At 37.1% G+C, this 14,140-nt stretch carries 11 protein-coding genes; 8 read left to right on the forward strand and 3 right to left on the reverse strand.

Annotation, left to right across the window (positions count from 1 at the left end; genetic code table 11):
- The first annotated feature begins 102 nt into the window (after positions 1 to 102).
- From CXF64_RS20400 to CXF64_RS20420, 5 genes are all read left to right on the forward strand, one after another.
- Entirely contained in the window at positions 103 to 732 is a 630-nt protein-coding gene (locus CXF64_RS20400; RefSeq protein WP_024607401.1) for a TnsA endonuclease N-terminal domain-containing protein, read from the forward strand.
- Positions 729 to 2,570, forward strand: coding sequence for a Mu transposase C-terminal domain-containing protein (locus CXF64_RS20405; RefSeq protein WP_101217869.1), 1,842 nt, complete (start codon positions 729 to 731; stop codon positions 2,568 to 2,570). Before CXF64_RS20400 ends, CXF64_RS20405 begins: the two co-directional genes overlap by 4 nt.
- Entirely contained in the window at positions 2,567 to 3,568 is a 1,002-nt protein-coding gene (locus CXF64_RS20410; RefSeq protein WP_010554087.1) for a TniB family NTP-binding protein, read from the forward strand. Before CXF64_RS20405 ends, CXF64_RS20410 begins: the two co-directional genes overlap by 4 nt.
- A gap of 544 nt (positions 3,569 to 4,112) precedes the next feature.
- On the forward strand, positions 4,113 to 5,234 hold the full coding sequence (locus tag CXF64_RS20415) for a nucleoid-associated protein (protein ID WP_101217870.1): 1,122 nt from the start codon (positions 4,113 to 4,115) through the stop codon (positions 5,232 to 5,234).
- A gap of 41 nt (positions 5,235 to 5,275) precedes the next feature.
- Complete coding sequence (locus CXF64_RS20420; protein WP_133120266.1) at positions 5,276 to 6,811, forward strand: hypothetical protein; 1,536 nt, start codon at positions 5,276 to 5,278, stop codon at positions 6,809 to 6,811.
- A 246-nt stretch (positions 6,812 to 7,057) separates the two neighbouring features.
- On the opposite strand, the gene CXF64_RS20425 is transcribed toward CXF64_RS20420, so the two are convergent.
- From CXF64_RS20425 to CXF64_RS20435, 3 genes are all read right to left on the reverse strand, one after another.
- The gene (locus tag CXF64_RS20425; protein WP_101217872.1) at positions 7,058 to 8,476 is read right to left on the reverse strand and encodes a UvrD-helicase domain-containing protein; all 1,419 of its coding nucleotides are present in this window, start codon (positions 8,474 to 8,476) and stop codon (positions 7,058 to 7,060) included.
- Positions 8,476 to 10,230, reverse strand: coding sequence for an ATP-dependent nuclease (locus tag CXF64_RS20430; protein ID WP_101217873.1), 1,755 nt, complete (start codon positions 10,228 to 10,230; stop codon positions 8,476 to 8,478). The genes CXF64_RS20425 and CXF64_RS20430 overlap by 1 nt, the downstream gene beginning before the upstream one ends.
- 88 nt (positions 10,231 to 10,318) lie before the next feature.
- A complete protein-coding gene (locus tag CXF64_RS20435) occupies positions 10,319 to 10,627 on the reverse strand; it encodes a helix-turn-helix domain-containing protein (protein ID WP_101217874.1) in 309 nt (102 codons plus the stop codon).
- A 196-nt stretch (positions 10,628 to 10,823) separates the two neighbouring features.
- Here CXF64_RS20435 and CXF64_RS20440 point away from each other — a divergent pair, with 196 nt between their 5' ends.
- From CXF64_RS20440 to CXF64_RS20450, 3 genes are all read left to right on the forward strand, one after another.
- On the forward strand, positions 10,824 to 11,372 hold the full coding sequence (locus CXF64_RS20440) for a hypothetical protein (RefSeq protein ID WP_101217875.1): 549 nt from the start codon (positions 10,824 to 10,826) through the stop codon (positions 11,370 to 11,372).
- Complete coding sequence (locus CXF64_RS20445; RefSeq protein ID WP_101217876.1) at positions 11,366 to 12,745, forward strand: DEAD/DEAH box helicase; 1,380 nt, start codon at positions 11,366 to 11,368, stop codon at positions 12,743 to 12,745. Before CXF64_RS20440 ends, CXF64_RS20445 begins: the two co-directional genes overlap by 7 nt.
- 165 nt (positions 12,746 to 12,910) lie before the next feature.
- Positions 12,911 to 14,140: a TniQ family protein gene (locus CXF64_RS20450; RefSeq protein ID WP_101217877.1), complete on the forward strand. Its 1,230-nt coding sequence runs from the start codon at positions 12,911 to 12,913 to the stop codon at positions 14,138 to 14,140.

A 14,140-nucleotide genomic window follows, 5' to 3' on the forward strand; every position in this document is an offset into this window, starting at 1 on the left:
TTACTATCATGGACTTATATTTTTATTTAAGCATAGTGTGACATAACCATTTTTTATTTGTATATTATGTATACGATGATAATAAAAATACTGGTTTAGCGCATGTATATACGTAACTTAAGAAAACCTTCCCCTAATAAGAATGTATTCAAATTTGCTAGCACTAAAGTTGGCAATGTAATTATGTGTGAAAGTACATTAGAGTTTAATGCTTGTTTTCATAATGAATATAACGATTTAATCGAAAGCTATGGTAGTCAACCAGAGGGTTTTAAGTATGAGTTCATGGGTAAAAGCTTGCCTTATACCCCTGACACGGTAGTCGTATACAAAGATAAATGTGTAAAATATCATGAGTATAAGTATGAAACAGAAACAGCTGAGCCTTTATTTAGAGAAAGGTTCTCTGCAAAAAGAGCCGCTTGTCTAAAAATGGGCGTTCAGTTGATTTTAGTAACTGAAAACCAGATTACAAAAGGACTTGCTTTGAATAACTTTAAGCTATTGCATCGATACTCGGGTGTTTACGGTATTAAAAATATTCAGAGTGAAATGCTTAATTTTATTAATAAATCAGGAGCAATAAACTTAGTTGATGTAAAATCTCAATTTAATTTGTCAATTGGTGAAGCACGGTCTTTTTTATATGCATTGCTTCATAAAGGTTTGTTGAAAGCAGATTTAGAGGATGATGATCTAAGTAATAACCCAACATTATGGGTTACACCATGACAGATTTTTTCGATGAATTTAATGAATCGTTAGCGCCACTCAAACCGCAAACACCTACACGATATGTCAAATTAGATGACGCTAACTTAATCAAGCGTGATTTGGATACCTTTTCAAATACTTTAAAAAACGAAGCGCTACAAAGGTATAAACTAATTATCTCTATAGATAAAAAGCTGTCAGCTGGGTGGACCCAGCGAAATTTAGATCCTATTTTAGATGAGATTTTTAAAGAAGATGAGCAAGCTCGGCCAAATTGGCGGACTGTTGCTCGTTGGCGTAAAAAATACATCGAAAGTAATGGTGACCTAGCTTCTCTTGTGGTTAAGAACCATAAAATGGGTAACCGAAACAAACGCATAGAAGGCGATGAGAGTTTTTTTGATAAAGCATTAGAGCGTTTTTTAGATGCTAAAAGGCCTACCATAGCAACTGCCTACCAGTACTATAAAGACCTTATTGTTATTGAAAATGAGAGTATTGTTGAAGGTAAGATTCCAATTATATCTTACACAGCTTTTAATAAAAGAATCAAAGCAATACCCCCATATGCTGTCGCTGTGGCAAGACATGGTAAATTTAAAGCAGATCAATGGTTTGCTTACTGTGCTGCTCATGTACCCCCTACAAGAATATTAGAGCGTGTAGAGATTGATCATACCCCACTTGATTTAATTCTACTTGATGATGAGTTACTTATCCCTATAGGAAGGCCTTACCTAACATTACTTATTGATGTATTTAGTGGTTGCGTTCTTGGTTTTCATCTTAGTTATAAATCTCCTTCGTATGTATCTGCGGCTAAGGCTATTGCTCATGCGATTAAGCCAAAGTCACTTGATGCTCTGAATATACAACTACAAAATGATTGGCCTTGCTTTGGTAAATTTGAAAATTTAGTAGTAGATAATGGTGCTGAGTTTTGGTCAAAAAACTTAGAGCATGCTTGTCAGTCTGCAGGAATAAATATTCAATATAACCCCGTACGCAAGCCCTGGCTCAAACCATTTATAGAGCGTTTTTTTGGTGTGATGAACCAATATTTCTTGCCGGAAGTTCCAGGTAAAACATTTTCAAATATATTAGAAAAAGAAGAATACAAACCTGAGAAAGATGCAATTATGCGTTTCTCAACTTTTGTTGAAGAATTTCACCGCTGGATTGTAGACGTATACCACCAAGATAGTAACTCACGTGAAACTCGTATCCCAATTAAGCGATGGCAACAAGGATTTGATGTTTATCCTCCTTTAACTATGAATGAAGAGGATGAGGCGCGTTTTACTATGCTAATGCGCATCTCAGACTCAAGAACGTTAACTAGAAATGGTATAAAATATCAAGAGCTAATGTATGACTCGACTGCTTTAGCTGATTATCGAAAACATTATCCCCAAACAAAAGAAACTTTAAAAAAACTGATTAAAGTCGACCCTGATGATATTTCAAAAATTTATGTTTACTTAGAAGAACTGGAAAGCTACCTAGAAGTACCGTGTACAGACCCTACCGGTTATACGGATGGGTTAAGTATTTATGAGCATAAAACAATAAAAAAAGTTAACAGAGAAACCATTAGGGAATCTAAAAATAGTTTGGGTTTGGCTAAAGCTCGCATGGCTATACATGAGCGAGTAAAACAAGAGCAAGAGGTTTTTATTGCATCAAAAACTAAAGCTAAGATAACGGCCGTTAAAAAGCAGGCTCAAATAGCTGATGTAAGTAATACAGGAAAGGGTACCATTAAGGTCTCTGAAGAAAGTGCAGCTCCTGTGCACAAAAATATTAGTAACGATGCTTTCGATGATTGGGATGATGACTTAGAGGCATTTGAATGAATGCCTTAACAGAAATACAGATAGAACAGTTACGTAACTTTAGCGATTGCATCGTTATGCACCCACAAATTAAAGCAATTTTTAATGACTTTGATGAATTAAGATTAAACCGTAAATTCCAATCAGATCAGCAAGGTATGCTTTTAATTGGTGATACAGGAGTTGGAAAAAGCCACACTATTAATCACTACAAAAAAAGAGTTCTAGCTACTCAGAATTATAGTCGAAACACTATGCCAGTCCTAATAAGTCGTATATCTAGAGGTAAAGGCTTAGATGCAACTTTAATCCAAATGCTGGCAGATCTGGAGCTATTCGGAAGTAGCCAAATGAAAAAGCGAGGCTACAAAACAGAGCTTACTAAAAAGCTTGTAGAAAGCTTAATTAAAGCTCAGGTTGAATTACTCATCATTAACGAGTTTCAGGAGTTAATAGAGTTTAAAAGTGTACAAGAACGACAACAAATCGCAAATGGGTTAAAGTTTATTAGTGAAGAAGCCAAAGTGCCAATAGTACTGGTTGGTATGCCTTGGGCTGCAAAAATAGCTGAAGAACCACAATGGGCTTCTCGCTTAGTTAGAAAAAGAAAACTTGAATACTTTAGCTTAAAGAACGACAGCAAGTACTTTCGTCAATATTTAATGGGCCTAGTGAAGCAAATGCCATTTGATGAGCCACCTAAGCTTGAAAGTAAACATACTACAATGGCGCTATTTGCTGCATGCCGAGGGGAAAATAGAGCACTTAAACATCTACTGATGGAGGCTTTAAAATTAGCACTAAGTTGTAACGAATATCTTGAAAATAAACATTTTATTGCAGTTTATGAAAAATTTGATTTTTTTAATGACAAAGATTCACTAAAGCTAAAAAACCCATTTAAACAAGATATTAAAGATATTATTATTTATGAAGTAACGAAGAATTCATCTTATAACCCAAATGCATTGGACCCTGAGGATATGCTCACAGGTCGGAAGTTTGCAATAGTAAAATAAGTAGGCCTTAATTGTGAAGAGTAATAAAGATATTCCTAATCAAATCGTATGATCAAAACTTTTAGAGCTTATTCTTTCATTGAGTAAGCGTTTTTACTTTTAATAGTTCGAATAATTTATCAAATAAAAGTATCATCAAATAATCTAATGTTTAGCAAATAGATATCGTTATTTTGAATGTTAAAGTGTATATAAGCAGTGCAGGTGTTTATGAAGAAAGACCAGTTTTATTTGCTTGCTCTCGTCCATGTTAGACGTCAAAGCTGGTTTAATGAGCAAGTAAAGACTGGTATGAAGACCTCAAATACTGTTCAGTCAAAATCAGCTCGGACGAAAAATATTCGAGGTAGGAGTTGTATCAGCCATCAAAACGATACATATTGAAGCTTCAATAGATCAAGCTTAACTTATCATTCGAGTTAAACTCTAGTGTAGAGAATAAACATTTGACTATAAAATGGTATAGTTCGTCTGAATAACAAAATATATTTGTGATACATCATAGCTAAGTTGTTGTTAAACTAAAAAATAAGCAGGGAGCATTATGGCGGTTATAAACCCCACAGTTATAGACTCACTTAAAATAGAAAATTTTATTTATCATGTAATTCGGCATGATTTAGAAGAGCCTTCTTTTAATGACGAAGTTGCTTTAGAGCCTGAACAAAAAGAGTTTTTTGAAAAGCAAATTAAAAGAGCTTGTGAGGGAACGCAATTTTTATTCTCAAATCCAGAATATAATAATTGTTGTATCGACTGTGTTGATATTTTGAATGATATTACATCGTTAGTTCCAAAGTCACGAATGCTAGCTCAGCGATTTTTTACGTCTCACAATCTAACAATGAGTGACGGGATTTTCATTGTTGCAGTCGTTTCTGTTCTAATTGGGGATGAACGCTATAAGTTACTATCTTTCCTAAAGATAGATTTCACAACCGTTTACCAGCAAAAGCGAAATAATATCGATGGCAGGCAAGTCGTGTCTCTAACAAGAATTCTTGATTCTTTGGCTGATACGCCAAGAGCATTGCAAAAGTGGGCTATTATAGATCCAGGAACTGAGTTTGCTTGGAACGTTATCGCCCTACAGCGCGGTAAAACTGGTAAAGACAAAGACACGAATGAAGCAATATCAGACTATTTCAGAAGCTTTTTGCAAGTAATTGTAAGGGATAATCCTTCATCATTAACAAAAAAGACGGTTGCTAGCACAACGAACTGGTCGAAAGATGTTGCCGATATGCTGCCATCTCATGTTAAACATACAGATATTAAGGCTCGCTCTGTTTCATATTTTGACTCACATGAGCAGTTTGATACCGACAGCTATACTGATCACGTCCTAGGAACATTTATTCCCTCAGAGTTGATGGAAGATAACCTTTCTGAAGAACAACAAGAGGATAAAGAGCGATATCAACAGGTACAAACTGAGTGTGGTGCTTCACTGCTTAATATGCTTACTGAGAAGGAAATAGCCGGGCAAATTTTTGAGTCTCGTCCAAATTCAATTTCAGGCTCAAACCGTAAGAGTAAATTAGTTACAGGTGAAGATGTAACCATATTTTTTAAAGGCGAGTTGGGCGAAAATAACATCAACATATCTGAAGGAAATGGTGAGAAAATTATAACAATTCGTACAGCTCAATTTGAAATGACCTAAGTATGCTTGAAACGTTAAGTACCCTTATAGAACACACAACTATGACTGAACTCGATGATAGAGTTGAGTTTACATTCCAGCCATCACAAATTCGAACGTTAGAAAATATTGGGGTGAGTCAGCTTTCCTTTTTAAAATTGCGTTGGGAAGGTGAGTTACAGGATGATTGGAGTGAATTTGGAAGAATTCCAGATGATGGAAACTGTAAAGCGGTTATAAGAAAAAAAGACATCCTTGAAAGTGAAGCCTCTACGGATATTCCGGACCGGACCCATCAAATGCTGTTTCTTTCACAGGATTTTTATCTCAATTGGCTGCAAAAACTTACATCAGAAATGTTTAGTAAGGATAGTTGCCTCAATAAGTCTGATTCGACAGTAATCTGGCTTGGGTTTGGTGATCTCCAAATTCAAGGGCAGCGTTTATGTATTATATCTTTGGGTAGACAGTCTTCATCAATATTTAAAAATAACGACAGCATTGCGATTCCATCTAGCGCTGATATTAAGGCACAAACACATTTTGTTGGGCAAGCTGAAACAATTTGTGAGCCGCTTAATTACCGACTACCCAATGACATTGAAATATGTGCATTAACTCAGCCTTTTTTTAACGCCTACGAACAACTACTTGGTGTCGCTTTATCAAAAGAATTCTTAGGATCAAATGACATCATAATATCGGGCATAAAGCGCTTAAATATGAAACTGGTGGATGAAAACCACTCCTGTGATTTATCACAACTAACAATATTAGAATCTGTAGTTTCTTGGGTTTATGAAGAACGAATTCAAGTTCGATTGCTTTTGGTTATGGATAGATTGAGTTTAGATTTGGTTGATAACACATCTTTGATCCCAAGTGTTTATACTCATTTATCTAATGCCCTTGATCAAGCTAAAGATAAATATGAATTCGTCATAAAAGACAGAAAAGAAGCTCATGCAAAGGAGCTATCTGATTTTCAAAAAGATATTAAATTAGCTACCGACGGGTATTCGAAGTCAACCAATGACTTAGTATCAGGATTGTTTAAAGATGCTTTATCAGCAATTTTTTTCCTAGCAATTATGCTTTTCTCACGCTTAATAGGGAAAGAGGAGTTACTTGATTCTGAAAATATTCACTGGCTATTTAAGATATTATCAGGCTATTTACTCGTCGGCCCATTGATCCGTATATATTTTGAACGGCAATCACTGATATTAACGTTGAGTGACTTGCTTCATTGGAAGGACACCACGCGAAATCATATTTCTCACAAAGATGTTAGCGAGCTTATTGATACCAGAACTGCCCCATATAAATGTCTGTATCGAAAAGCTATGTCCTTGGTAATCTCGTTTTCAATCGGATTATCAATATTTGCTTGGAATATTCCTAGCATATTGAATCATGAGGCTGCCTCAGAAGTGCAAACACCATCGAAACCAAAAGCAGTGCTTTCCCCTACAATTTTGAAGCCACTGGTTGAGCTTACACAGGGAAAACAGCCTGCTCCTGAGAGCAAAGAAACTCCTGTGTCATCAAAAAATATTGAAGAAAAATTACACGAAGCTTCGATAAAAAAAGACTGAAAAAATAGTTAGCACTTAAATCTATTCCACCTAAGCAGCTTCAAGAATTTTGGGTTGATCTTACTGATTAGTGTTTTCGCATTAGCTATGCATAGGCCTGTATCAGTCTTTTTAAGGGCAGTAAAAACTTGATGGGTGTTCATTGTTCATGCAAAAATCCATTGACCAGAATTCGTTAACTACCTCAGGTATTTCCCTTGTTATTCCTGCTTAGCTGAACTTCACCTTTTGAAGTTATTGTGTACTCTATGGAATATAAGAATCACTAGAAAATACGGTGATAGTTTTAGCTCCACGTGAGAGTGCTACATATAAATGGTTTGCATTCATCCCCTGAGCTTGTGCATCTAGAATCATGCAATGATCTGCTTCCAAGCCCTTTAGTAAAAGAGTAGAGCCAATAGCTCTATTAGGTATTCGTTTATCTCCTTGCTGACGTAATCGTTCTCTTATTGAAGACGCTGCTTCAAATATACTGAGGTTTGGTGAAGTTATAGCAAGAGATAAAGAGTCCTTTAAAGCATTATATGCGCCTTTGCGGTAAACATTAGTACCAGTTTTTCGTTCTAGCTGCTGTAGAGCCTCTAAAATATTTACTCGAGTGCTATTGATAGCCACGTTACATAGAGCTTGTTCGCTATTGGTTACAGCTGTTCTGTTTCGGCCATTGAGAATACTTTCTATACGTTTGGATGTTTTTGCCAGCTCGACATTGGTCATCATAGCGCTAGAAACTTGCAAAATGGTGTTTGAAAGGGCTAGCCCTGTATTACCATCAAATTGGCTTGCGGCATTTGTTACGCTAGCAAGCTGTACAGGTTCAACGACTTCAATTCGTGAGCTTCCTTGGGCATAGCTATGCCTAGAGCGCTCGTTTATTGAACTTCCTATAATTAGCAAAGAGTCGGTTGGGTGGCGGTTCAAAATGGTATGTTGTGCATTATGCTGACTTAAAAGGTCAGTTTGAGCTATGCCGGTTAGTGGGTGAAGTGTTATATGTGCTGGACAACTCCGCAGATCAACTCTTGCTCCCTGACGAAGTAACTCTCTTGCCGCAAGTATCCACTCCCCAAGCTTTGGTGAACCAGCATTATTCCAACGCCATGGTGTATCTAATTCACCTATAAGGGGGAATTTCTGTAGCACTCCATTATCCCAGTTTGGCATTGGTCCTGCGAAGTTAAAAATACATTGCATTGGGTCGCCAAAAATAACTGTCGGGAGAACTTCTGAAAGTGAAGTAATTAAATTATGTTGGTTAACGTCACAGTCTTGATATTCGTCAACAAGTAGCCGTGAATATGATGCTTGTAATATGTCACTAATACAGCCCGAGTTTAGTAATTTTAAAATAGCCTGCCTGATCTCTGGATAGAAAGCTCGGGGGGTTTCTGGTGAAGAGTGTACAGGACAGATTGCAGGGAAGTTATTCGCTATACGAAGTGCCCACCCATCAATAGTAGTAACTACATAATGCGACGGGGGTACGGATAGCTTTCGTAGTCTTTTTTTTAGTGCCGAAACTCCTGCTGTAGTGTGTGTGAGCACCAATATAGGTTTAGTGTTTTTAACGGATAAAACTTCCGTGATTAAATGAGTTTTACCACAACCAGCAGGGGCAACAATTGCTCCACGTTGGGAATTAATAACGGCTTCGATCCTCATTAACAATTACCTTGAGTCTGAGCCCATTGGTAGAGACCACTCAGGGTATTAGTTAGTATTGGTGAAAAGCTTTGATAGTTGGGGGCAATTGTATTTCGGGCTATACTCTCAGCAGGTTCGATATCTTTAAACCAGCTTTTTTTATTTGCTGCTTTTGCCAATACAGCTCTATGATTTTCATTGAAACGCTCTCGACAATCATCTAAGGTAATTTGATTATTTGAGTAGTTTGAAATGTGCGCTCTAACCGAATCTTCTCCCTTGCGGCTAATTGCTAAGTTTAATAAATTATTAATTAAATTTATTGGACATGCCACAAAGAGCGCGTCTTCAGTTGCATTACCATTCATCCATTCAAAGGTAGATATGCCTAAATTTACCATTTCGGTTGTTAATTGTTGATGTTCTTGGGGCTTATCAGAGTCTTTAAAAAGTGATGTTGGATAACCAAGAGATTTGAAAACTTTTGCTCGAGTAAACATACTGTCGCCACCGCCATCGGCACAATAAACACCTTTTGCAAGAATTGTTTGCTGATCATGATCTTGCCTGTATAGGTCAATCCCCCTCACTAACCCGATTTCAGTTTTACCTTCACAAACGATTACAGCTTTACTCAAAAAAGCTTCTGCACATACTCTTAGTGTTGATTGTTGCTCTTCCCCATTACTTAAAGAGAAGATGGAATGTGAGTATACAGGATGTGTTGCAGTCAGATTTGGTATCGGTGGAAGAGCTGGAAGAGCTGGAAGTTTACGAACAACATGTAGCTGACAAGCCTGTAACTCTCGCAAGACGTAAGGTGAGTGTGTTGTAATAAAAACTTGTTGCGTTGGCTCTCTATCTTTTGAACCTAGTTCGTTAAGCAGCCTAGTGATACGATAAGGCTCAAGGCCATATTCAGCTTCGTCAACTATTAAAATACTAGAACAGCTAGTCGCCTTTTGGAGTCCGCTAATGAGAAGTCGAGAAGATCCTGTTCCCAATTGTCTTAGAGGTGTTCCATCGTTATTGTGAAGGCTTATAGCTCCATTGGACATGGATATTCCATTTACATCAAGGAGAGCACTAAGTTGTCCAACAGGTACGCCAAGCCCATTGGCAATTAGTTGAACTTGATTTAAAACCTCTGTTACCCCTTGTACTTGTTGTTCTGCAAAGGCTGCACGTGTTTGCCGCCCTAATAGAGCAAGAACAGCAGATACATCTAATGTTTCTTCAGAAAGCTTGTTCAGTACTGACCTATTTCCCCATGCAAGGTTTTGGTTCGAAGTCGTGCCAAGTCTAGCTGGTGACAATAGTTCTCTGTGCTTCCAAGGTAGTCTTCGTTCTAAACCATCAGCATCTGCTCGTTCAGAATATAATCGCCAGTCTGGGGCTAAATCAGCATCCACATGTAATTTTATTGTAAGAACTGTTTCAGTATCTGTTTGAGGCTCGTCGGATATTGCTTTAGTAGCAGAATTGAATCCTCTAAGAAAAGAACCATATCGTTCAACATTTTTTAATTCATCATGTAGGTCACCAATTGTTATTGTGATAACGAGTGGTGAGGTTGTGTCTAATTGATAAAAATCTGCATCATTGAATGAATATGCTCTGCGGGCGCCGAGAGCTAAATCTATAGCATCTAAAATTGTTGATTTACCCACGTCACCAGAGCCTATAAGGCAATTTAGGCCTGGTTTAGGATTCCAAGATAGATTTTTTATTGATCTAAAATTTTGTATTTGTAGGTGGCGTATAACTGACACATTAAATCCTTTTGTATGCTAAACAAGCAGAGTATCAGCAAAGGGCTAATGTGGATAGTCCGTAAAAAGTGAATGTAATCTAGATTAGTTATGTATGAAGTCTCTTAATAAACTCCATCAATTCTTTCTTTTGCTCATTTTGTAATTTTGATACTTCTATAGCTAATCTTGCTGACTCATCATCTTCACAGAAAAAATAATTTAATGGGACATTTAGTTCATCAGCAATCTTTTTTAGGGTTGCTAAGTCTGGGATGTGACGGCCTTTCTCATAGTGGTTCATGCGACCACTCGCTGAGTTTTCATCCATACCGATAAGTATCCCCAGCTGCTTTTGAGTAATACCTGACTTAGCGCGGGCCTGTTTGAGTCTAATTGGGATTGGATTTTGGAACACAGAAGTATCATTTTTCAGTCTCTAATGGCTTAGATTGTCTAAGTTTTACAATAGTTTGTACACTTAGGAATCCTAAGTTTGATTTGTGGGTATGTTCTTAAAGTCACTCTCAAGTATGAAACTTAGTATTTCTAAGTTTTGCATTGTTCTATATACTTAGCAACCCTAAGTTTTCTTAATTGATGTAGTATAAGAAATGCCCCAAGTTATTAAATTAAACCAACACATTTATTCCCTTTTGATCGAAAAAGAGTGCAATGGTTTTACAATTGTCGAGCTCAGGGATGAGTTATTAACCGTAACTGATACATATCAAGATATAGATGAGGCACGTAAATTCATTTATAGGCAAACGACAGCTCTTGAGCGGAAGGAACTCTTAAATTCAAAAGGAAGTGGTCGTCATAAAAAGTATTTTAAAACTGGGCTGTTCAATAACGCCACGTTTGTGGCGAAACAGGCCGTAATTGAGCAAGAGAAACTAAGTACCAGTAATATCGATAATCAAGTATCACCGCTTATTGAGACTTTATTGAATGAAAAGAAACAGTTTGAGGCTGAGCTTGCGATTTTGTTAGGGGAAGTTGATGAATATAAAGCCCTACAAAAGCGATTCCCTGAGCACCTTAGCTTGTTCTACTCTGCATTAGATGATGCTAAAAATAATTCAGCTAAGTTATTAGGAAAAGTTAACGCTTTAACCACTATATTGGCTTCTTTGAGCAATGATGCTCCGCAATGCTGAGAAGTTGGCAAAAAGAATGTGTTGAGTTAGCAGTAAAGAAATACACTGCCAGTGATAAGCACTTTTTATGTCAGGCCACTCCTGGTGCTGGTAAAACAATAATGGCAGCTTCATTGGCCAAAACGTTATTTGATAAAGGAATGATAGACAGAGTGATCTGTTTCTCACCATCGGTTGAAGTGGCTAATAATATCAAAAGAACATTTGGAAAAATAATTGGGTGTTCGTTTGATGGCTCATTTACGGCTGTAGGTGCTTCAATGACTTATCAAAGTTTATGCTCTATTCCTGAAAGTACTTGGGATAGGCTTAGAAAGTATCGTACATTTTTTATTTTTGATGAAATACATCACTGCTCATTCTCGCAAGATAAATCTAAAATCAATACGTGGGGTGAGAGAGTTGTTTTCCATTTACAGGATATTGCAACTTACACGCTTGCGCTGTCGGGCACTCCTTGGCGCTCAGACGCCCTTCCTATTGCTTTAGTGAACTATTCTGACCCGGAAGGTGAGTTGATATGCGATTATCAATACAGCTTGATTCAGGCTATTAGAGATAACGTGTGTAGAGAGCCAAAAATAGTCTTAGTTGATAGCAATAGTATTTCGGATGGTCACGATACATATGGGTCTATAGCTGAATTTGTTAAACAAGCTCAATCAACGTACCAAGAGGTACTTAATAATGACTCCGCACTTAGATATTTATTGAAGTTAGCTGTATTAAAATTGTCGGAGATAAGAGATTCAAACCCGACTGCTGGCGGTCTAGTTGTCGCGTCTTCAGTTAAGCACGCTGAAATGATAAACATTCTATTAATTGAAGAATTTAACCAAACGTCAACTATAGTTACTTACTTGCATGATAATTCGACACAGAAGATCAATTCATTTAAGTCATCAACTGAAGAGTGGATTGTTAGCGTTGGTATGATCAGTGAAGGAACTGATATACCTAGGCTACAAGTTTGTTGTCATTTAAGTTCTATAAAAACGGAGTTGTACTTTAGGCAAGTTCTAGGGCGCATTCTTAGGTCTGGCAAAGGTAAAATTGAATTCGCCTGGTTATTCACATTTGCAGAAACAAGCTTAATTGAGTTTGCCCAGCGGGTTAATATTGATATACCAGATAGTTGCTCTTATGTTGATATGGAATGTGACTCAATTTCAGTGGGAGAAGACATATTTAGACATTTTAAACCACCACTGAGAGACACATGTAGTAAGTTAAAAGTGAACATTGATAAACTCATTTTAGGCGATTTATCTTCTGGTCTCAATACAGCTTATGATGAGAGGCTTTTAGGTTGTTCATTGGGCAATATACAAATTAAATCACTTAGAACTAGAGTTATAGAGGCATTCTTGTAGTTCAACATATTGAGCCTCACCCTTATCATATTCAAATATTATTTTGAATTAGTATCCACTATCTGAAGTGGGGGTCTTGGTTATGCTTATTAATGATATCGACTTGTAATTTATACTAGAAGACTTTACCTTGTGACTTAGGATTTCTAAGTTTCAAGGTGTTGGATGACTTTTCTATTTTCTCCCAAGGCTCGGGCATTTTCTGACGAATCGTTGGAAAGTTACTTATTACGGGTCGTTTCAGAGAATTTTTTCGATTCGTATCAAGAGCTAAGCTTAGCTATTCGCGAAGAGCTACATGAGCTTGATTTTGAGGCGCATGGTGCATTCCCGATAGATTTAAAAAGACTCAACGTATACCACGCCAAGCATAATAGCCACTTTAGGATGCGGGCTTTAGGTTTACTCGAGACATTATTAGATTTACCTCGATACGAGCTACAAAAACTGGCTTTGTTAAAGTCAGATATTAAATTTAACTCCTCAGCTGCCTTATATAAAAATGGCGTAGATATTCCCCAGAAATCTATTCGTTATCACACCGAGGCAGCCGTTGATTCGATTCCGGTATGCCCACAATGTCTTGCAGAAGAAGCTTATATAAAACAAAGCTGGCACATAAAGTGGGTAGATGCATGTACTAAACATCAGTGTACTTTGGCTCATAACTGTCCTGAATGCTGCGCTCCAATTAACTACATAGAAAATGAGTCAATCACTCATTGTTCATGCGGTTTTGAGCTAACTTGGGCTAGTACCTCGCCTGTAAATGCATTAAGCATTGAGCATTTAAATAAATTGCTGGATAAAAGTGAGCGCAATGATAGCCACTCGCTATTTAACAACACTACTCTTACAGAACGCTTTGCTGCGCTTCTTTGGTATCAGGGGCGGTATTCTCAAACAGATAACTTTTGTTTAGATGACGCTGTGGATTATTTTAGTATGTGGCCAGCAGTTTTTTATAAAGAGCTTGATGAACTAAGTAAAAATGCAGAAATGAAGCTAATAGATCTGTTTAATAAAACAGAGTTTAAGTTTATTTTCGGTGATGCTATTTTGGCTTGCCCCAGTACTCAAATGCAGAGAGAACTTCACTTTATTTATAGGGCTCTATTAGATTATTTAGTTACTTTGGTTGAGGGTAATCCTAAAGCTAAAAAACCAAACACAGCCGACTTATTGGTAAGCGTATTAGAGGCTGCAACTTTGTTAGGCACTTCAGTAGAACAGGTTTATAGGTTGTACCAAGATGGTATTTTGCAAACGGCATTTCGTCATAAAATGAACCAGCGAATCAATCCCTATAAGGGCGTGTTTTTTTTAAGGCATGCTATAGAGTACAAAACTAGTTTTGGAAATGATAAAGCTAGAATGTATTTGTCGGCATGGTGA

The organism is Pseudoalteromonas sp. GutCa3, from assembly GCF_002836155.1.
Classification (GTDB): domain Bacteria; phylum Pseudomonadota; class Gammaproteobacteria; order Enterobacterales; family Alteromonadaceae; genus Pseudoalteromonas; species Pseudoalteromonas arctica.